Raw genomic sequence first — 19602 nt, 5'->3', positions numbered from 1 at the left:
AACAATCCATGAATGTCGAAGGTGCCGTCGCCATCGTGACGGGTGGGGCCTCGGGCCTCGGATATGCGACCGCGAAGCGCCTCGCCGCCGCCGGCGCCAAGGTCCTCATCGTGGACCAGGCGACCTCCCGCGGGGCCGAGGTGGCGCAGGAACTCGGCGGAGCCTTCGCCGTCGCCGATGTCGCGGACGAGGCCAGCATGCAGGCGGCGGTCGCACAGGCCGAGGCCCTCGGGCCCGTGCGCGTTCTGGTGCATTGCGCGGGCCGCGGCGGCGCGCTGCGCATCCTCGAGCGAGACGGCACGCCCGGCAGCCTCGCCCACTATGCCGAGATCATCCGCGTGAACCTCACCGGCTCCTTCAACGCGCTGCGCCTTGCGGCCGCGGCCATGGCGAAGACCGACGCCGTCGAGGGCGAGCGCGGGGTCTGCATCCTCACCGCCTCCATCGCCGGCATCGAGGGCCAGATCGGCCAGATCCCCTACGCCTCCTCCAAGGCCGGCGTCATCGGCATGACGGTCGTGGCGGCACGCGACCTCGCCAGCCGGGGCATCCGCGTCTGCACCATCGCGCCCGGCATCTTCGATACCCCCATGCTCCAGCGCCTGCCCGATGCCGTGAAGGCCTCGCTGGCGCAGGGCGTCCCTAACCCTCACCGCCTCGGCGATCCCGACGAATACGGAAAACTGGCCATGACCATCATCGACAACGCCTACCTGAACGGCGAGACCATCCGTCTCGACGGCGCGCTCCGCATGGCGCCGCGCTGACCATGACGAAGAAGCCGGAAGACCTCCGCAGCCACCGCTGGTTTGGGGTCGAGACCATGCGCTCGGCCAACCACCGCTCGCGCCTGCTGCAGCTGGGCTATGACTATCCCGAGTTCCGCGGAAAGCCGCTGATCGGGATCATCAACACCTGGTCGGACCTGATGCACTGCCACGGCCATTTCCGCGAACGCGCGCAGGACGTGAAGCGCGGCGTCTGGCAGGCGGGCGGCGTGCCGATCGAACTGCCGGCGATGGCGCTGCCGGAGGTGTTCCAGAAGCCCTCCACCATGCTCTACCGCAACTTCCTCTCGATGGAGACGGAGGAGCTCGCGCGCTCGCTGCCGATCGACGGCCTCGTGCTGATGGGCGGCTGCGACAAGACGGGCCCGGGCCTGCTCATGGGCGCGGTCAGCATGGGCCTGCCCACGATCTACATCCCCGCCGGCCCGATGCTGCGCGGCAACTGGCGCGGCAAGAAGCTCGGCTCGGGCAGCGACGTCTGGAAGTATTACGCCGAGCTCCGCGCCGGCAATATCAGCCAGCAGGACTGGAACGACATGGAGGCGGGCCTGTCCCGTTCCGCCGGCACCTGCATGACGGCGGGCACGGCCAGCACCATGGCACTGGCGGCCGAGGCGATGGGCCTGACCTTGCCCGGCGCGGCCAGCATCCCCGCGGTGGATTCCGCACATCCGCGCATGGCGTCGGGCGCCGGCTCGCGCATCGTCGGCATGGTGTGGGAGGACCTGACCATCGCGAAGCTGCTGGACCAGCGCAGCCTCGACAATGCCGTCGCGGCCACCATGGCCTTCGGCGGCTCGACCAACGCGATCCCGCACCTCATCGCCATTGCGCGGCGCGCGGGCATCGAGATGGACCTGGAGCGTTTCGACCGGATCAGCGCGCGCGTGCCCCTCATCGCGAACCTGCGCCCCAATGGCGACACGCATCTGATGGAAGACTTCTTCTACGCCGGCGGCAGCCGGGCCTTCCTGGCCACGCTGGCCCCGCATCTCGCACTCGACGCCGTGACGGTGAACGGCACGATGGGCGAGCAGATCCAGGGCGCCGAGATTTTCGACACGGACGTCATCCGCCCGCTCGACAATCCCCTGCAGCCGGAAGGTGGCGTGGCCGTGCTGCGCGGCTCGCTGGCGCCGGAAGGCGCGGTCATCAAGCACAGCGCCGCGAGCCCGGAGAAGCTGGTCCATACGGGCCCGGCCGTGGTCTTCGAGGATTACGACGACATGGACGCCCGGCTGGACGATCCCGACCTGGATGTGACGGCCGATAGCGTGCTGGTCCTGCGCGGCGGCGGCCCGATCGGCGCGCCGGGCTTCCCCGAATGGGGCATGCTGCCCATCCCCAAGAAGCTGCTGAAGGAGGGCGTGCGCGACATGGTGCGCGTCTCCGATGCCCGTATGTCCGGCACCAGCTACGGCACCTGTGTGCTGCACGTGGCACCGGAAGCGGCGCTCGGCGGCCCCCTCGCCTTGGTGCGGGACGGCGACCTCATCAGCCTGGACGTGCCCAACCGGCGCATCGACCTGCTGGTGGATGAGGCGGAGCTGGCCACGCGCCGCGCCGCCTGGCAGCCGCGCAAGCCGATCCAGGAGCGGGGATGGACGGGCCTCTACCAGCGCACCGTCCGACAGGCCGATACCGGCTGCGACCTTGACTTCCTGGAGCACGGCGCGCCGACGCCGGAACCCGAGATCCACTGATCCGGGCAGTCCTCCCTAAGGAGAGATGGACGACGTGCCAAGGTGCAGCCGGGCGGCCAGGCCGTCCGGCAGGACCAGGTGGTGCGACAGGCCGATGGCGGCGAGCAGCGCCGCTGCCACGGCGAACCATAAGCCAGGCCTGGCGCGACGCGGCGCCGGGATCGGCTCCTGTTGAAGCGGTAGCGGCTCCAAGGCCGGGCCGGGAGCCACCTCTTCCTCCTGCCGAACTTCCGGCGGCTGAGGCTGAGGCTGAGGCTGAGGCTCGACGATAGGAGACGCGGCCGGGATCGCGGAGGCTTCGACCCTCTCACGGAACGGCGCCAGCGCTTCCATCCTGACAGGCACGGACAGCCGGTCCGTGTCTTCGCGATCCAGGTGCGGTGCCTCGGACCGGGGATCGGGCACCTCCCCCTCCTTCAGCAGCAAGGCTCGCTGGACGAGTTCGATCCAGCCCTCCCTCACGCCCAGCGGCGGTTCCGACAGGAAAGCCGGCCCCAACGCCTGGGAGAGGCGCCACATCTCTCTCACCTCCAGGACGCGGTGGACGATCGGCAGGTAGCCGGGAAAATGCTGCGGGAAGCCCGCGGCCTCCAGCCGAGTGCGAAGATGATGTACGGAATCGCCGGCCCTGGGACGCAGGAGGTCCACCAGGGCAACGCCGAGATGCGGATGCGCCAGGGCGAAGCCGACATCGACGGGCGGCAGGCTACCTTCCCCCGCCTCGTCCAGGGTCAGCAGTTCCCATCCCGCTTCGCCGAAGCCTTCCCGGGAGACGGCTCCCCCGTCGTCGGACGCGCGATCGCTTCCCGGCTTGCCGCTCATCATTCCGATGAATCCTCGGCGGATCGGCGCTGAGAAAGAAAAGCACGCAGAAGAAGTGGGGATTTACCTCAATGAAAGGTATTAAAACCGATCCGCTGGCATATTATTGTGACGGCCGCCGTCTCAGGTCAACAAAAATACCCAGGCATGAGTTGTCGCCCCTTTTGGCATCATCCGCCCAGCAATCGCCTCGTGGCCGTCGCGGCAAACGGCGGCAGCGGCGAGCAATGGGGCGGGGCCAGCCCATCGAGGCCCGCCTGCAAGAGCTTGAGGTCATCGGCATGGTCGACGTCATGCCAGAACTGCAGCTCGCGGAAGTCCAGCCCCTCCGCACGCGCCTTGGCCCGTATCGCGCCCAGCAATTCGGGCGTGTTCCAAGGCATGCCGCGGAACAGCACCGGCAAGGGCCGCGCCAGGCCGATCGCACAGACACCGCCATCCAGCGACGGAATGCAGGCCGCATCGGCGCCTGAGCGCAGCGCATCGAACAGCAGCTCGATCAAGGCCGGCGGCAGGGTCGGCGTGTCGTAGTCGAGGAGAACGACCTCCCCCGCCCCCTCCGCGAACAGATGCGCGGCGGCCAACTCGCGTCGCAGGCACTGGTCCTCCTGCGTGAGAGGGACCAGATCGGCACCCGGCACCAGTTCCGCCACCTCGGCGGCGCCAGCGGCGGGCGTGTGGAAAACCTTGAACCGCCCGGAGGCGCGCCAGGCGACCTCCCGACATAGGGCCACGCTGTCCTGGAGGAAGACGCGCGCGAGATCGAGGGCGCGCTCTTCGCCGATGATCGGCTCCAGCCGCGTCCGGGCCACGCGCGGCGGCCGGCAGAGGAGGCCGAGGGCAGGAACACCGCTCATCAGAAAGGGGCCCGCCCATGCCAGTCGGTCGCGCGCTGATAGGCGTCGGCCACCTTCAGCACGCGGGCCTCGGCGAAGGGCCGCGCGGCGAGCTGCAGACCGATCGGCAGGCCCCGGTCATCGAAGCCGACGGGGATGCTGATGGTGGGCAGGCCCAGATAGTTGAAGGGGCGCGTGTTGCGCGAAAGGTCCATGAGGCGGTCCCAATTGGCCGGGTCGGCATCGACATCGGTCTCGGCCCGGGTCGGGACGCGGACGCGCAGGGGCGGCGTGGCCACGACGTCGAAGCGGCCCAGCGCCTCGTCGCAGAAGCGCCGCAGCAGCGGTCCACGGCGGGACAGCGCCTCCAGATAGGCGGTGGCGGGAATGGCGTTGCCGCCATAGAGGCGGGCCGAGAGATGGATCGCATAATCGGCCGGGCATTCGCGCATCCACTGCTGATGGATGGTGGCGCCCTCCACGCGCGAAACGATGGAGATGTAGGTGTTCACCGCGACCAGGGATTCCGGCCGCACCGTCTCGACCGTCGCGCCGAGATCCTTCAGCCCCGCCATCGCAGCCTCGAAGCCCCGCAGGACCGAGGCGTCGATGTCGTCGAAGAACCAGGGCTCGCAGACCGCCACGCGCAGGCCGCGGATATCGCCGTCCAGCCCGGCCTCGTAATCCGGCACGGGCTCGCGCGAGCTGGTCGGATCGCCCGCACAGGCCCCTGCCACCACGCCGAGGAAGCGCGCCGCGTCGCGCGCCGTCCGGCCGAGCGGCCCCACATTGTCGGCCGAGAAGGAGAGCGGCATCACCCCGGTCCGCGGCACGCGCGTCTGGGTCGGCTTGAGGCCGGTCACGCCGCACATGGCGGCGGGAAGCCGGATGGAGCCCCCGGTGTCCGATCCGAGCGCGGCGGTGACGATGCGGCCGGCCACGGCGGCGCCCGAGCCGGAGGAGGAACCGCCCGTGCAATAGGCCGCGTCCCAGGGGTTCATCGCATCGCCGAAATGCGCGTTATGGCCGGTCGCGTTCTGCGCGAACTCGGCCATGTTCAGCGTGCCGGCATCGACGGCGCCCGCAGCGTCCAGCCGCTGGAGCACCGTCGCGGTCACCCCCGGCACGAAGTCCCGGCGGATCTTGCTGCCGCAGGTGGTGACCTTGCCGGCCCGGTAATACATGTCCTTGTGCATCATGGGCACGCCCGCCAGGCGCCCCAGGGTGGCGCCGGCCTTGCGCGCCTGATCCAGGCCGACCGCGGCCTGGCGAGCCTCGTCGCGATCCAGCCGAACGACGGCGTTCACCTTAGCCCCGTGTCGGTCCAGGCGATCCAACGTCGCCTCGAGGAGGGCGGCGGCCGTCACCTCTCCCCGCGCGAAGGCATCGGCCGCCTCCGTCATGGAGAGCGCGGCGAGCGTATCCGAACTCATGCCTCGCGCTCCTTGCAGGCCGTCAGCGCCGCCTCGAAGCTCGAGGGCTCGTCCTCGAAGACCAGCTCGCCCCGCAGCTTCTCCAGCGCCGCGATCAGCCCTTCGAAATCCTTCATCCCGTGCCGCGCGGCCGCATTGGGGGCGTCGATCCCCTGCCAGCGCTGAATCGAATCCATGAGAGGAAGGGCGAGCCTGCTGTCGGACATGGGATGCTCCTGATCAGCCGCGATCTTGGCGCGAGGTTCCCACGCTTACCAGCCCATGGCGCAGGAGGATCCGTCGGGATCAGGCGGTTCGCCGCCAGGGAGCATGTCGCTCCCCGGCGCGTAGCGGCTACCAGCGCCGCGAAGGCCCGCAATCGAGGTGCACGAAGCCGTCGCGCCGATACAGGCCGACGCCGCCCGTCTGCATATCCGCCGCCAGGCGAGCAATCCCCAGGGAGTTGCGCCCCGGCAGCCGGCAGTCGCAGGCCATGCCGGACATGTGCAGCGAGGCGCGGCTCACGCGGCGCGACTGGCGCGCCCGCGCGGCATTGGTCTCCGGCGCGCGATAGCCGCTGATGACCTCCCAGGCGTCGGTGGATTCGAGGTGCGAGCGGACCAGGTTCAGCACGTCGAAGAGACGCGGATCCATCGGCGTCGCCTCGGTCATGCCGGGATCACGCAGCACCCAGTCGAGGCGCTGGAGCGCATCGCGGTCATAACGGCCGTCACGCCAATAGACGCCCTCGAAAGCCTCGCCCGTCTGCATCCGGCGGATGGAGATGCTGCGCATCCCCCCATTGCCGAGGCGCTGCGCGATCGCCTGCGGGGCCATAGCCGCGAAGCCCAGACCGACGATGGCGCCCAGGGCACCACGGCGCGAGACGCCGCCGCATTCGGCGGAGTCGAGACCATCGCAGGCGGGGCAGGAGTGCTGGAACAGACGCATCGTCAGAACGCCGCGGCCATGGGGATGCCGGGCACGCGCTGGCGGGTGTCCATCGCGCGCATATAGGCGGCATCGAGCCCGTAGACGTCCTGGCGGATCCGAAGCTCCCCAGCCTCCGCCGTGACGGTGTTGTAGTGGAGCCGGACCGGCAGCTGCCGCCGGATCGCGCTGACCGAGGTGGCGCGGCCCGCCACGACGCGATCGGCGCGCGCGCGGTCCCAGCCGGGCATGCCATCGAGAACGAGCATGAGGAAATCCATCGGCTTCTCCAAACGGATGCAGCCCGAGGAGCGAGCTCTCTCCGCGAGAGGGAAATACTGCCGATCGGGGGTGTCGTGCATGTAGATATCGTCACCGTTCGGCATGATGAACTTCAGCCGCCCCAAGGCACTGGAATCCCCGGCATCCTGGCGGATGATATAGGGGAAGCGGTCCGGGTTCACGGCGCGCCAGTCGACCGTCGTCGCGTCGACCTCGACCATCTCGCCATCCACGCGCTGGAAGATCCGGAAGCCTCGCGCGACGACCGCGGCCGGATCCCGCCGCAGGCGCGGCAGCACGTCCTCCTTGGCGTTGCGTGCGGGCACGCCCCAGGGCGGGTTGAACTGCACGGCCGTCAGGCGCGTCTGGATCATGGGCGTCTGGCGGGCGACGGAGCCGACCACGACCGCCATATCCATGATGATGCGACCCGAATCGTACACCTTCAGGCGGTAATCGGGGATGTTCACCTCGACGCGGCGGTCCCGCGGGCGGGGCGGTGCACCGCGGTGCATGTCCATCGCGACGCGGAGCTGGTTGACCAGGTCCTGTGGCGAGCGATTGAGCGCCGTCATGGTCGACCGACCGATGCGGGCATCCACATCCGTGCCGACGGCCGCCTGGAAGCGGCGAACCGCCGCCTGGAGGTTCTCGTCGTAGACGGGACCGCTGCCGGGATTGGCGGCGAGCTCGGCGTCGGTCGCCACCAGCCGGGCGCGCAGCGCCTCGACGCGGGTCTCGTCCGTCGCGCCGGGCTCAAGCACGCGTCCGCCGACGGGGAAGGAAGGCCATCCCGCCGCGGCACGCGCCTGGGCAGCGGCCAGACCGCTCTTGAGGAGGGTCAGCTCAGGCGTGGGCGCCGAGGCGCGGTTCAGGACCTCGGCGGGCTCGGCCGCGTCGGCGACCTGCTGCATCCAATTGTTGAGCGTATTGGGCGGAAGGTCGCGCTGAAGATCGGTCCGGCCACGGATCGCGGCGACGCGCCCCTGCACCAGGTCGGCCATCACGGCGCTGGTGGCGCGGGCGATGAGGCCCGGGTCCCGCGGGACCTCGGCCGTCAGCCCGTACCAGCGCGGGTCGAGGCCATCGGCCTCCAGGCGGGTCAGGCGCTCGCCCAGGCGTTGCATCGCTTCCGGCGAGGCAACCATGGTGCGGGGTGCGGTCCCGGGACCCTGGGCACGAGCGGAAGCGGCGGGAGCGGCGAGCGCCGCTACTCCCGCGAGAAATTGGCGACGATCCATGATCGGCAATTTATAGCCAAAACCGGGATCGGCAAAGGGTTAAGACGTTTCGGCCCCGGCCCCGAAGGTGGCCATCGGCGGCGCCCCGGCGCCCATGACCGGGAATCGGGCGCGACGGATTTTTGGCCTAAGCCTTCAGCGTCGCGACCTCCGTCCCCTCCTCGATGCTGTCGCCCTCGGCGCAGCCCAGATGCTCGATCACGCCGTCGCGCGGCGCGGCGATCCGGATCTCGGTCTTCATGGCCTCCAGCACGGCCAGGAGCTGGCCCTTCTTCACCGCGTCCCCCACCGTCACCAGCAGGCGCACCACCCGCCCCGGAATCGGCGCGGAAAGGCGGCTTTCCTTCGACGCCTCGTCCCCGGCAGGACGATAGGGGTCCAGGGCGGGAAGCAACCAAAGCGTGCCACCTTCGAGAACGGCATCGGTGCCGATGCCCCCCGGCGGGATCGTACCGTCATCGAAACGCGTACCGCGTGGAGAGGCATGCAGCGTGATGCGCCGCTCAACGCCGGCATCGTCCAGCAGCGCGACCCTCTCGGCCTCGCCCTGGAGCCGCCAGGAATCCCGTCTCTCCCAAACGGAGGGGCCGGGGGCCGGCGGCGCGGCCGCGCGCGCCAGGGCGGCGGGCGGGGCGGGCTCGGGCGGTCCCAGCAAATCCGCCGCATGGGCCGCGATGAAGCCGGTATCGAGCTCGGCGCCGCGCAGGGCGGGGTGCGCAACCAAGCGGCGCAGGAAGACGAGGTTGGTCTTGGGGCCATCCACCGCCGTCCGGCGCAGCGCGCCCTCCAGGGCGGCCAGAGCGGCGTCCCGATCGGCACCCGTGCCGACGATCTTCGCGATCATGGGGTCGTAGAAGGCGGTGACGGCATCGCCCTCCGCCACACCGGCATCGACACGGGCCGTTTCAGGCAGGATCAGCCGGTCGAGCCGGCCGGCGGAGGGTTGGAAGTTCTGAGCGGGGTCCTCCGCATAGAGCCGCACCTCCACCGCATGGCCCCGCGCGGGCGGCGGCCACGCCGTGGGGATGGCCTGACCGGCCGCGATCCGGAGCTGCCACTCCACGAGGTCCAGCCCGGTGACGGCCTCGGTGACGGGATGCTCCACCTGCAGGCGGGTGTTCATCTCCAGGAAATAGGCTTCGTCGCCCTCCACGATGAACTCGACGGTGCCGGCGTTCACGTAGCCCACGGCACGTGCGGCCGCGATCGCGGCCTCATGTAGGCGTTCGCGCAGGGCCTCCGGCAGGCCGGGGGCCGGCGCCTCCTCCAGGACCTTCTGATGACGGCGCTGGACGGAGCAATCGCGCGTATGGAGATGGACGACACGGCCCTGTGCGTCCCCGAAGACCTGGACTTCCACATGGCGCGGCCGCTGGAGGTACTTCTCCAGCAGCACGCGGTCGTCACCGAAGGCCGAGCGCGCCTCGCGCCGCGCGCCTTCCAGCTCCTCGGCGAAGGCCTCGGCCGTCAGGACGGGGCGCATCCCCTTCCCGCCCCCACCGGCGCTGGCCTTGATGAGGACCGGAAAGCCGATGCGTGCGGCCTCGGCGGCGAGGAGCGCCTCCTCCTGCGCCGCGCCGTGATAGCCGGGCACGGTGGGCACGCCGGCCGCGACCATGAGGCGCTTGCTCTCCGCCTTGCTGCCCATGGCACGGATGGCGGCGGGCCCGGGACCGATGAAAGCGATGCCCGCCGCGGCACAAGCATCGGCGAAATCCGCGTTCTCTGAGAGGAAGCCGTAGCCCGGATGGATGGCCTGCGCGCCGGTTCGCCGCGCGACCTCGAGGATGGCGTCGCCGCGCAGATAGGATTGGGCGGCCGGGGCGGGCCCGATGGGGTGGGCCTCATCTGCCTCGCGCACATGCAGCGCCTGGGCATCGGCCTCGCTGAAGACGGCGACGGTCGCGATCCCGAGCCGTCGGGCGGTGCGGATGACGCGGCAGGCGATCTCGCCCCGGTTCGCGATCAGGATTTTCTGGAACATATCCGCCTACATCCTGAACAGGCCGAACTTCGTGTCGGGGATCGGCGCGTGCAGCGCGGCGTTGAGCGCGAGGCCCAGCACGTCGCGCGTCATGGCCGGCGGGATGATGCCGTCGTCCCAGAGTCGCGCGGTGGCGTAATAGGGGTCCCCTTCCCGCTCGTACTTCTCCCGGATGGGCGCCTTGAAGGCCTCCTCCTCCGCGGTGCTCCAGGTTTTTCCGGAGGTTTCGATATTGTCCCGGCGGAGCGTCGCCAGCACGCTTGCCGCCTGCTCGCCGCCCATCACGCTGATGCGCGCATTGGGCCAGGCAAAGAGGAAGCGCGGCGAATAGGCGCGGCCGCACATGCCGTAATTCCCCGCGCCGAAGCTGCCGCCGATGATGACCGTGAGCTTGGGCACCTGCGCCGTCGCCACGGCCGTGACGAGCTTCGCGCCATCCTTCGCGATGCCGCCGGTCTCGTATTTCCGGCCGACCATGAAGCCCGAGATATTCTGCAGGAAGAGCAGCGGAATTTTCCGCTGGCAGCAGAGCTCGATGAAATGCGCGCCCTTCTGCGCGCTCTCGCTGAAGAGGATGCCGTTATTGGCGATCACGCCGACGGGATGGCCCCAGATGCGCGCAAAGCCCGTGACCAGCGTGGCACCGTAGCGCGGCTTGAACTCGTCGAGCTCGCTGCCGTCCACGATGCGGGCGATCACCTCGCGCACGTCATAGGGCTGGCGTAGGTCGTGGGGCAGGACGCCGTGCAGCTCCTCCGGCGCGAAGAGCGGCATGGCGGGCGCATGTGGCGGCGCGGGCGGCGGCGCCGCGTTCAGGTTGGCCACGATCCGGCGCAACCGGCCGAGCGCGTCCATGTCGTCCGCCGCGAGGTGGTCGGCGACGCCGGAAAGGCGCGTGTGAACGTCGCCACCGCCGAGATCCTCCGCGGTCACGATCTCCCCCGTCGCCGCCTTCACCAGCGGCGGACCGCCGAGGAAGATGGTGCCCTGGTTACGGACGATCACCGCCTCGTCGCACATGGCGGGCACATAGGCGCCGCCGGCCGTGCAACTGCCCATAACGGCCGCGATCTGCGGGATGCCGGCGGCCGACATATTCGCCTGGTTGAAGAAGATGCGGCCGAAATGCTCCCGGTCGGGGAAGATCTCGTCCTGGTTGGGCAGGTTCGCGCCGCCGCTGTCCACGAGGTAGAGGCAGGGCAGCTTATTCTGCGCCGCCACCTCCTGCGCGCGCAGGTGCTTCTTCACCGTGAGCGGGTAGTAGCTGCCGCCCTTCACCGTCGCGTCATTGGCGACGATGACGCAGGCGCGACCACTGACCATGCCGATGCCGGTAATGAGGCCCGCGCCCGGAATATCCTCGCCATACATGCCGTTCGCCGCCAGCGGCGAAAGCTCGAGGAAGGGCGCGCCCGGATCGAGCAGGCGCTCCACCCGCTGCCGCGGCAGCAATTTTCCCCGACTGGTGTGGCGCGCCCTCGCCTGCTCGCTTCCGCCTTGCGCGGCCTTGGCCGTGCGCTCGGCCAGCTGATCCAGCAGCACCTGCATGGCGGCGGCGTTCTCGCGGAACTCGCTGCTTCGCGGGTTCACATTCGACGTCAGCGCCATTCAGGCGGTCTCACGGAAGAGCTCGCGGCCGATCAAGAGGCGCCGGATCTCGCTGGTACCGGCGCCGATCTCATAGAGCTTCGCGTCGCGCAGCAGGCGGCCGGTCGGATAGTCGTTGATATAGCCGTTGCCGCCCAGGATCTGGATCGCGTCCAGCGCGGCCTTCGTCGCCGCCTCGGCCGTGAAGAGGATCGCGCCCGCCGCATCCTTGCGCGTCGTCTTCCCCGCGTCGCAGGCGCGCGCCACGGCGTAGACATAGGCCCGCGCCGCGTTGAGCTGCGTGTACATGTCGGCAACCTTGCCCTGAATGAACTGGAACTCGCCGATCGCCTGGCCGAATTGCTTCCGCTCGTGGATATAGGGGACGACCACGTCCAGGCAGGCCTGCAGGATGCCGAGCGGGCCTGCGGCGAGCACCGCGCGCTCATAGTCCAGGCCTGACATCAGCACCCGCACGCCGCCGTTCACGGCACCAAGCACATTCTCCTCCGGGACCTCGCAATCCTCGAAGACGAGCTCTGAGGTGGGAGAGCCGCGCATGCCAAGCTTGTCGAGCTTCTGCGCCGGGGTGAACCCCTTCATGCCGCGCTCGACGATGAAGGCGGTGATGCCCTTCGGCCCGGCCTCCGGATCGGTCTTGGCGTAGACGATCAGCGTCTCGGCGTAATGGGCATTGGTGATCCAGAGCTTGGTGCCGTTCAGCACGTAGCGGTCGCCGCGCTTCTCGGCGCGAAGCTTCATGCTCACCACGTCGCTGCCGGCATTGGGCTCGCTCATGGCCAGCGCTCCCAGGTGCTCGCCGCTGATGAGCTTCGGCAGGTACCGCGCCTTCTGCGCCGTGTTGCCGTTGCGCGTGAGCTGATTCACGCAGAGGTTGGAATGCGCGCCGTAGCTCAGGCCCACGCTGGCCGAGGCGCGGCTCACCTCCTCCATGGCGATGCAATGGGCCAGGTAGCCCATGCCCGATCCGCCATATTCCTCATCCGCCGTGATGCCGTGCAGGCCGAGCGCGCCCATCTCCGGCCAGAGGTGGCGGGGGAACTCGTCGGTGCGGTCGATCTCGGCGGCGATGGGCGCCACCCGGTCGGCCGCGAAGCGGCGCGTGGCGTCGCGCAGCGCGTCGATCTCCTCGCCCAGGGCGAAATCGAGGCCTGAAGGCCCGTTCGGGATCATCTCAGCTTCCCCCAGTCCTGGCGTATCACCCGGCGCATGATCTTGCCCGTCGCCGTCTGGGGCAATTCTGCCACGAAGCGGACGTGACGGGGATAAAGATGACCGGCGAGGCGCGCGCGCACATGCTCCTGCAGGCGACGCGCCAAGTCCTCCGAGGCCGTTTCGCCCGCGCGCAGCACGATGGCGGCCGCCACCACCTCCGTGCGCAACGGATCGGGCAGGCCCACCACCGCCGCCGCCGCGACGGCGGGATGGCGCATCAGGCAATCCTCCACCTCGGCCGGGCCGATGCGGTAGCCGGCGGAGGTGATGACGTCATCGGCCCGGCCGAGGAAGCGGATGAAGCCGTCGCCATCCATCTTGCCGGCATCGCCCGTCATCAACCAACCGTCGCGATACTTCTCGGCCGTCGCGTCCGGGCGGTTCCAGTAGCGCAGGAACATCACCGGATCGGGGGACTTCACCGCGATCTCGCCATCGACGATGGCCACCTCGTGCCCCGGCACGGCGCGGCCGGCCCAGCCGGGCCGGGGCGGAAACAGCGCCCCGCAGGAGGAGACGACCAGGTTGCATTCCGTCTGGCCGTAGAACTCGTTGATGGTGACCCCGAAGGCCTCGCGCCCCCATTCCAGCATCTCCGCGCCCAGCGTCTCGCCGCCGGAACCGATGGAGCGCGGACCTGCCCGACCGCCGGGCACCTGGCGCATCAGTCGCAGCGCCGTGGGCGGCAGGAAGAGGTTGCGCAGGCGATGCCGCTCGATGGTGTGGAAGGCGCGCTCCGGGTCGAACTTCTCCATGCGCAGGGCCAGCACCGGCACACGGTGGAAGAGGGAGGGCAGCAGCACGTCCAGCAGCCCGCCGATCCAGGCCCAGTCGGCGGGCGTCCAGAAGCGGTCACCGGGCTGGGGGAAGAGGTCCTGCGGCATCTCGACGCCCGGCAGATGGCCGAGCAGCACGCGATGCGCGTGCAGCGCCCCCTTCGGCGCGCCCGTCGTGCCGCTGGTGTAGATGATCAGCGCCGGGTCGTCCGCCTGCGTGTCCAGGCAGGCATGATCGGGGCTGGCGCGCGCCATGCCGGCGTGGAAGTCGACGGCGCCGGGCGCGCTCCCCTCCGTCAGGATGACCAGAGGCCCGTCGGGAAGCTTCGGCAGGCTCTCCGCATTCGTGACGATGGCCCGCGCATCGCAATCGGCCAGCCGGTAGGCGATGGCGTCGGCGCCGAAGAGCGCGAAGAGGGGCACCGCGATGGCCCCCATCCGGTAGATCGCCAGATGCGCGACCGCGACCTCCCAGGATTGCGGCAGCAGGATCGCCACCCGATCCCCCGCACGGATGCCCTGGGCCAGGAGCAGATTGGCAAAACGGCAGCTCATCTCATGGAGCTGGTCGAAGCTCAGGCTCGCCAGGCCGTCGCCCGCCTCGCGCAGCAGCGCCGGCCGGCCAGTTCCATCCGCCCAGCGGTCGCAGCAGGCGCGGGCGATGTTGAAGCGGTCCGGGACGTCCCAGCGGAATTCGCGGCGCCACTGCTCATAGGAGGTCACCGCCAAGGCAGGGGCCGCCCGTCGCTGCCGATCTCCGGCCCGTGACCCGCGGCGTCCTGCGGCATGCGACCTCCCTGTTCGCCCGTCTCCCCCCGGGTTCTCCGGCATTGGCGGGCGCCACGCGAGCATGGCATGACGGCCCCGAAATCGGGAAGGCCGGACGCGATTCGCCGGCGCAGCGGAAGGACCGTGACCGCCTTGCAGGATGGCGCCATCGAAGCCGAGCTGACCGCCGTGGTGGTGGCCGTGACCGACGGCGAGCCGCGCGTGCTGACTATCCGCGAGGGCAGCCTGCTGCCGTCGGGCCCCTTCGCCTCCGGCCACCGCACCCTCCAGGCGGGCCTCCGCGGCTGGGTGGAGCAGCAGACGCATCATCCGCTGGGCTATGTCGAGCAGCTCTATACCTTCGCCGACCGCGACCGCTCGGCCGAGGATACCGGCCGGCGGGTGATCTCGATCAGCTATCTCGGCCTGACGCGGCAATCCCGTGCCTCCGGCCGCGACCAGCCCGGCTGGCGCGTCTGGTACCGCTACTTTCCCTGGGAGGACTGGCGGGACGGCGCGCCGCCGCTGATCGCCAAGGCGATCCTGCCCCGGCTGCGGAGCTGGGCGGCGGAGCCGGCCGAAGCCGCGATACGGCGCGCCCGCCAGCAGCGCTTCCGCATCACCTTCGGCGTGGGCGACCTGCCCTGGAACGAGGAGATGGTGCTCCAGCGCTACGAGCTGCTCTTCGAGGCCGGGCTGGTGGCGGAGGCGATCCGCCGGCGTGGCGGCGACATGGCCGAGGCCCTGCCGGGCGAGGAGATGCTGCACGACCACCGCCGCATCCTTGCGACCGGCATCGCGCGTCTGCGGGCCAAGATCAAATACCGGCCCGTGGTCTTCGAGCTGATGGCCGAGAGCTTCACGCTGCTGCAACTCCAGCGCGCGGTGGAGGCGCTGGCCGGCCAGATGCTGCACAAGCAGAACTTCCGCCGCCTGGTCGAGCAGCAGTCGCTCGTCGAGGAGACCGGCGAGGTCACGAGCGAGACGGGCGGCCGCCCGGCCAAGCTCTTCCGCTTCCGCGAGCGTGTGCTCCAGGAGCGCGCCATCACCGGCACCACGCTGCCGATCTCACGCATGGTTTGAACGGCCGCCCGTCGGCCGTTTGACGATCCCTTGACAATCTTATGCTCACTTCTAGCATAACTGGCAGGCGGTGATGATCGCCCGTCCGGCCGTCCTGCGGCCCAGAAATGCTCTAAAAGAGCATAATGAGGAGTCATGCCCATGAACGCCCTGCAGGCGCGCACGGCGCCGCTATACGAGCGGGTACGCCACGTCATCCCACCGATCGAATGGCCCTCCTTCGCCGAGGAGATCGACGCCATCCTGGAGCTGAAGCGCCAACGGCGCGCGGTCATCCTCGCGCATAACTACCAGACGCCGGAGATCTTCCACTGCGTCGCCGACATCGTGGGCGACAGCCTGGCCCTGGCGCGCGAGGCGATGTCGGTCGAGGCCGATGTCATCCTGCTGGCCGGCGTTCACTTCATGGCCGAGACGGCGAAGCTGCTGAACCCCAGCAAGACCGTGCTGATCCCCGATACCGAGGCCGGCTGCTCGCTCGCCGAGAGCATCACGCCGGCCGATATCCGGGGGCTGCGCGCGGCCCATCCCGGCGTGCCGGTCGTGACCTACGTGAACACCTCGGCCGCCGTGAAGGCGGAGTCCGACATCTGCTGCACCTCGGGGAATGTCCGGAAGATTGTGGAGGGTCTGGGCGTCCCGCGCGTGATCCTGCTGCCGGATGAATACCTGGCGCAGAACGTGGCACGCGAGACAGGCGTCGAGGTCATCACCTGGAACGGCCATTGCGAAGTGCATGAGCGCTTCACCCCGGCCGATATCCGCCAGCTGCGCGAAGGGCATCCGGGCGTCATCGTGCTCGCCCATCCGGAATGCCCGCCCGACGTGGTGGCCGAGGCGGACTTCGCCGGCTCGACCGCGATGATGAACGACTTCGTCGCGCAGAAGCGGCCCGCGAGCGTCGCTCTCATCACCGAATGCTCGATGAGCGACAACCTGGCCGCGCAGTATCCCGAGGTGGGCTTCGTGCGGCCCTGCAATCTCTGCCCGCACATGAAGCGCATCACGCTGCCCGGCATCCGCGCCGCGCTGCAGGAAATGCGCCACGAGGTCACCATCGCCCCCGAGATCGCCGACCGCGCGCGCCGCGCCGTCGAGCGCATGCTCGCCATCTGAGGTCCCGGACATGACGTTTTCTTCCCTGCCCCAGGTCATGCTGGAACCTCTCGTGCGCATGGCGCTGCTCGAGGATCTCGGCCGCGCCGGCGATGTGACGACGGAAGCCGTGATTCCGGCCGAGGCGCGATCCACCGTCGCGCTGGTCGCGCGGCAGCCGGGCGTCATCGCGGGGCTCGATCTGGCCCTGCTGGCCTTCCGCCTGATCGATCCGCGCATCGAAGCGGTGGTCGAGCGGCCGGATGGCAGCCCCCTCGCCCCCGGCGACGTCATCGCCACGCTGTCCGGTCCGGCGCGCGGATTGCTTACCGCCGAGCGCACGGCGCTCAACTTCCTCTGCCACCTCAGCGGCATCGCCAGCGCCACCGCGCGCATCGTCGCGGCGGTGAAGGGCACCAAGGCCAGCATCTGCTGCACGCGCAAGACCATGCCAGGCCTGCGGGCCGTGCAGAAATACGCGGTGCGCGTCGGCGGTGGCTCCAACCATCGCTTCGGCCTGGATGACGCCGTGCTGATCAAGGACAACCACGTCGCCATGGCCGGTGGCATTCGGCCCGCAGTGGAGCGCGTCCGCGCGCATGTCGGCCATATGGTGAAGATCGAGCTGGAAGTGGACAGCCTGGCGCAACTCGAGGAGGCGCTGACCTTGAAGCTGGACGCGGTGCTGCTCGACAATATGGGACCGGCGATGCTGCGCGAGGCGGTGGCGCTGGTCGACGGCCGCATGATCACCGAGGCGTCCGGCCGGATCACGCCCGAGACGGCGCCGGACGTGGCGGCGACGGGGGTGGACCTGATCTCGATCGGCTGGCTCACGCACAGCGCGACGGTGCTGGATATCGGGCTGGACTACCGCGACTGACGAAGGTCCGAGGGTTTATTGATCGAGCGCGAGGGGGCGGCGCCCTCTCGCCTCAAAGCCAGCGCTTGCGCCGCTTGTAGCTCTTGATGTCGCGAAAGCTCTTCCGCTCGGTGCCGTGGCCGCCGAGGTAGAATTCCTTCACATCCTCATTGTCCATCAGCGCGGAGGCCGTGCCGTCCAGCACGACCTTCCCCTGCTCCATCACATAGCCGTAATCGGCGACGGAGAGCGCCATGCGCGCATTCTGCTCCACCAGCAGGATGGTGATGCCGAGGTCACGGTTCAGCCGCCGGATGATGGAGAAGACCTCCTTCACCAGCAGCGGCGAGAGGCCCATGGAAGGCTCGTCCATCAGGATGAGCTTGGGCCGTGCCATCAGCGCGCGGCCGATCGCCAGCATCTGCTGCTCGCCACCGGAGAGGTAGCCGGCGAGGCCCGTGCGTTCCTTCAATCGCGGGAAATACTCGAAGACCATCTCGATATCGCGCTTCACCTCTCCGTCCGAGCGGGTGAAGGCGCCGAGCCGCAGGTTCTCGATGGAGGTCATGTCCGAGATGATCCGCCGCCCCTCCATCACCTGGAAGATGCCGCGCCGGACGATGAGGTGCGGGTCGATCCCGTCGATGCGATCGCCGGCGAAGCGGATCTCGCCGCGCGTGACCTCGCCCTCCTCCGTCTTCAGCAGGCCCGAGATGGCCTTGAGCGTGGTGGACTTCCCCGCGCCATTGGCCCCGAGAAGGGCCACGATCCGCCCCTTCGGTACCTCCAGCGACAACCCGCGCAGCACGAGGATGACGTCATTGTAGACGACCTCGATGTTGTTCACCTGCAGCAGCAGCTCCCCGGCTGCCGCAGACGCCTCCTGCGCGGGCTGCGCCTGGCTCACCAGCCGAGCCAGTCGCGCCGGCGGTCGAGGTTGATCGTGGTCACCGGCTCCAGCCGCATGGTACCTGCGCGCATGAGGTCATCCACGCTGCCCTGCGTCGTGTCGCCGTTCACGACAGCGCGGTAGAGGGCGACGGACAACGTGCCGCGATGGTCCTCGGCCGTGAAATTGGACGGGGCGCAGACGCCGTCGAAACCGTTCGGCACCCAGTTCTGGCGGGTGTAGAAACCATCTCGAATGCTGACGCCGTTGACCTGCCCGCGCTCGGCCGCCGTCTCCATGGCTTCCACCATGAGCATCGCCGCACAGACGCCCGCCAGGTAGTGCACGGGCCGATAGGCCGTTCCCGCCTGGTCGCTGATGCGCGAGATGGCGCGGATATTGGCCATGCCGGGCGCATCCTGGCCCCAGACCGCCGAGGTGCGAACCGGGAAGACGACACCATTGGCCGCCGCCCCCGCCGCCTTCATCGCATTCTCGTCCATCCCCCAGACATTGCCGAGGAACTGCACCTGTACCCCCACCGTCTGGCAGGCGCGCAGCACGGAGATGTTCGAGCCCGCCGTGTTGCCGAGATAGGCGTAGTTGGCGCCCTGGTTCTTCAGGGTCAGGCACTGCGCCGTGTAGTCGCCGGGCGTCAGGGCGAATTGGATGGCGGGGATCACGTCGAAACCGAGTTCCGTCGCCAGCGCCTCGCCTGCCGCCTTGGGCGAGTTCGGATAGGGATGGTTGGCCCCCATATGGACATAGCGCGGGCGGCCCGTCTGGCCGCGGGCCCGCCAGTCCTGCTGTGCCCAGATCAGCATGGCGCGCAGCGAGTCCGAATAGGACGGGCCGTAGAAGAAGTTGAATGGGGCCGCCTTCTCGGCGCGCGGCGCACGGCCGGTGGGATCCGTCAGCGCGGCCGAGTAGGAGCCGGAGATATAGGGCACGCGGTCGCGCGTGACGAAGGTGGTCAGCGCCTCGGTGTCCGCCGTGCCCCAGCCCTGGATCGCGACCGGGCGCTCGCGGCTCATCCAGGCCTGATACTGCGCGATGGCCCTCTGCGCCTGATAACCGTAATCCATGGTCATGACGTTCATGGTGCGCCCGCCGATGCGGCGGTTGGCGTTCACCCAGGCCAGCGCGTCCTGGACGCCACGGCCATAGGGCACGCCGACATCGGAGGTCGCGCCGCTGTAATCCGCGATATGGCCGATGGGATAGGGTGCCTGTGCGAAGGCTGGCGCTGTCATCAGCAGCGCCGCCGCGCCCGCAAGGATCGTTGTCCTCATTTCCGTTGCCTCCGTT

General features: G+C 69.4%; 17 protein-coding genes. 5 read left to right on the top strand and 12 right to left on the bottom strand.

What is annotated here, in order from left to right; translation table 11 throughout:
- The first annotated feature begins 8 nt into the window (after positions 1-8).
- Both KHU32_RS10635 and araD read left to right on the top strand, forming a co-directional pair.
- Positions 9-767, top strand: coding sequence for an SDR family NAD(P)-dependent oxidoreductase (locus tag KHU32_RS10635; protein WP_213670079.1), 759 nt, complete (start codon positions 9-11; stop codon positions 765-767).
- Between the two features lie 2 nt (positions 768-769).
- A complete protein-coding gene (araD, locus tag KHU32_RS10630) occupies positions 770-2491 on the top strand; it encodes an L-arabinonate dehydratase (RefSeq protein ID WP_213670078.1) in 1722 nt (573 codons plus the stop codon).
- Positions 2492-2506: 15 nt separating this feature from the next.
- Here araD and KHU32_RS10625 read toward each other — a convergent pair whose 3' ends face one another.
- The 10 genes from KHU32_RS10625 to KHU32_RS10580 form a co-directional block, all read right to left on the bottom strand.
- Entirely contained in the window at positions 2507-3316 is an 810-nt protein-coding gene (locus KHU32_RS10625; RefSeq protein WP_213670077.1) for a hypothetical protein, read from the bottom strand.
- 167 nt (positions 3317-3483) lie between these two features.
- Positions 3484-4170, bottom strand: coding sequence for a TIGR04282 family arsenosugar biosynthesis glycosyltransferase (locus tag KHU32_RS10620; RefSeq protein ID WP_213670076.1), 687 nt, complete (start codon positions 4168-4170; stop codon positions 3484-3486).
- The gene (locus KHU32_RS10615; protein WP_213670075.1) at positions 4170-5582 is read right to left on the bottom strand and encodes an amidase; all 1413 of its coding nucleotides are present in this window, start codon (positions 5580-5582) and stop codon (positions 4170-4172) included. Before KHU32_RS10615 ends, KHU32_RS10620 begins: the two co-directional genes overlap by 1 nt.
- Complete coding sequence (locus KHU32_RS10610; protein WP_213670074.1) at positions 5579-5788, bottom strand: hypothetical protein; 210 nt, start codon at positions 5786-5788, stop codon at positions 5579-5581. Before KHU32_RS10610 ends, KHU32_RS10615 begins: the two co-directional genes overlap by 4 nt.
- A 127-nt stretch (positions 5789-5915) precedes the next feature.
- Positions 5916-6512: a DUF882 domain-containing protein gene (locus KHU32_RS10605; RefSeq protein WP_213670073.1), complete on the bottom strand. Its 597-nt coding sequence runs from the start codon at positions 6510-6512 to the stop codon at positions 5916-5918.
- Positions 6513-6514: 2 nt separating this feature from the next.
- On the bottom strand, positions 6515-8014 hold the full coding sequence (locus KHU32_RS10600) for a L,D-transpeptidase family protein (protein WP_213670072.1): 1500 nt from the start codon (positions 8012-8014) through the stop codon (positions 6515-6517).
- A 127-nt stretch (positions 8015-8141) separates the two neighbouring features.
- A complete protein-coding gene (locus KHU32_RS10595; protein WP_213670071.1) occupies positions 8142-9998 on the bottom strand; it encodes an ATP-binding protein in 1857 nt (618 codons plus the stop codon).
- 6 nt (positions 9999-10004) lie between these two features.
- Complete coding sequence (locus tag KHU32_RS10590; protein ID WP_213670070.1) at positions 10005-11606, bottom strand: carboxyl transferase domain-containing protein; 1602 nt, start codon at positions 11604-11606, stop codon at positions 10005-10007.
- Positions 11607-12779 carry an isovaleryl-CoA dehydrogenase gene (locus tag KHU32_RS10585; RefSeq protein ID WP_213670069.1) on the bottom strand — a complete coding sequence of 391 codons (1173 nt, stop codon included), beginning with the start codon at positions 12777-12779 and terminating at the stop codon, positions 11607-11609.
- Positions 12776-14320: an AMP-binding protein gene (locus tag KHU32_RS10580; RefSeq protein WP_347265556.1), complete on the bottom strand. Its 1545-nt coding sequence runs from the start codon at positions 14318-14320 to the stop codon at positions 12776-12778. Before KHU32_RS10580 ends, KHU32_RS10585 begins: the two co-directional genes overlap by 4 nt.
- Positions 14321-14518: 198 nt before the next feature.
- Between KHU32_RS10580 and KHU32_RS10575 the strand changes: the two genes are divergently transcribed.
- The 3 genes from KHU32_RS10575 to nadC all read left to right on the top strand — a co-directional run bounded on the left by KHU32_RS10575 (position 14519) and on the right by nadC (position 17426).
- Positions 14519-15448: an NUDIX hydrolase gene (locus KHU32_RS10575; RefSeq protein ID WP_249681102.1), complete on the top strand. Its 930-nt coding sequence runs from the start codon at positions 14519-14521 to the stop codon at positions 15446-15448.
- 141 nt (positions 15449-15589) lie between these two features.
- Positions 15590-16564 carry a quinolinate synthase NadA gene (gene nadA / locus KHU32_RS10570; RefSeq protein ID WP_249680944.1) on the top strand — a complete coding sequence of 325 codons (975 nt, stop codon included), beginning with the start codon at positions 15590-15592 and terminating at the stop codon, positions 16562-16564.
- A 10-nt stretch (positions 16565-16574) separates the two neighbouring features.
- Complete coding sequence (gene nadC, locus KHU32_RS10565) at positions 16575-17426, top strand: carboxylating nicotinate-nucleotide diphosphorylase (RefSeq protein WP_213670066.1); 852 nt, start codon at positions 16575-16577, stop codon at positions 17424-17426.
- Positions 17427-17478: 52 nt separating this feature from the next.
- Here nadC and KHU32_RS10560 read toward each other — a convergent pair whose 3' ends face one another.
- Together KHU32_RS10560 and KHU32_RS10555 are read right to left on the bottom strand one after the other, a co-directional pair.
- The gene (locus KHU32_RS10560; protein ID WP_347265538.1) at positions 17479-18312 is read right to left on the bottom strand and encodes an ABC transporter ATP-binding protein; all 834 of its coding nucleotides are present in this window, start codon (positions 18310-18312) and stop codon (positions 17479-17481) included.
- Positions 18309-19586: an ABC transporter substrate-binding protein gene (locus KHU32_RS10555; RefSeq protein WP_213670065.1), complete on the bottom strand. Its 1278-nt coding sequence runs from the start codon at positions 19584-19586 to the stop codon at positions 18309-18311. Before KHU32_RS10555 ends, KHU32_RS10560 begins: the two co-directional genes overlap by 4 nt.
- Positions 19587-19602: the final 16 nt, after the last annotated feature.

This window comes from Roseococcus pinisoli (assembly GCF_018413645.1).
Lineage (GTDB): Bacteria > Pseudomonadota > Alphaproteobacteria > Acetobacterales > Acetobacteraceae > Roseococcus > Roseococcus pinisoli.
Note: the sequence above shows the minus strand (reverse complement) of the source record. Positions and strands in the feature narration are given on the sequence as shown.

Coding starts and splice junctions, on each gene's coding strand:
- KHU32_RS10635 (WP_213670079.1), top strand. CDS start 9: ATGAATGTCGAAGGTGCCGTCGCCATCGTGACGGGTGGGGCCTCGGGC.
- araD (WP_213670078.1), top strand. CDS start 770: ATGACGAAGAAGCCGGAAGACCTCCGCAGCCACCGCTGGTTTGGGGTC.
- KHU32_RS10625 (WP_213670077.1), bottom strand. CDS start 3,316: ATGATGAGCGGCAAGCCGGGAAGCGATCGCGCGTCCGACGACGGGGGA.
- KHU32_RS10620 (WP_213670076.1), bottom strand. CDS start 4,170: ATGAGCGGTGTTCCTGCCCTCGGCCTCCTCTGCCGGCCGCCGCGCGTG.
- KHU32_RS10615 (WP_213670075.1), bottom strand. CDS start 5,582: ATGAGTTCGGATACGCTCGCCGCGCTCTCCATGACGGAGGCGGCCGAT.
- KHU32_RS10610 (WP_213670074.1), bottom strand. CDS start 5,788: ATGTCCGACAGCAGGCTCGCCCTTCCTCTCATGGATTCGATTCAGCGC.
- KHU32_RS10605 (WP_213670073.1), bottom strand. CDS start 6,512: ATGCGTCTGTTCCAGCACTCCTGCCCCGCCTGCGATGGTCTCGACTCC.
- KHU32_RS10600 (WP_213670072.1), bottom strand. CDS start 8,014: ATGGATCGTCGCCAATTTCTCGCGGGAGTAGCGGCGCTCGCCGCTCCC.
- KHU32_RS10595 (WP_213670071.1), bottom strand. CDS start 9,998: ATGTTCCAGAAAATCCTGATCGCGAACCGGGGCGAGATCGCCTGCCGC.
- KHU32_RS10590 (WP_213670070.1), bottom strand. CDS start 11,606: ATGGCGCTGACGTCGAATGTGAACCCGCGAAGCAGCGAGTTCCGCGAG.
- KHU32_RS10585 (WP_213670069.1), bottom strand. CDS start 12,779: ATGATCCCGAACGGGCCTTCAGGCCTCGATTTCGCCCTGGGCGAGGAG.
- nadA (WP_249680944.1), top strand. CDS start 15,590: ATGAACGCCCTGCAGGCGCGCACGGCGCCGCTATACGAGCGGGTACGC.
- nadC (WP_213670066.1), top strand. CDS start 16,575: ATGACGTTTTCTTCCCTGCCCCAGGTCATGCTGGAACCTCTCGTGCGC.
- KHU32_RS10555 (WP_213670065.1), bottom strand. CDS start 19,586: ATGAGGACAACGATCCTTGCGGGCGCGGCGGCGCTGCTGATGACAGCG.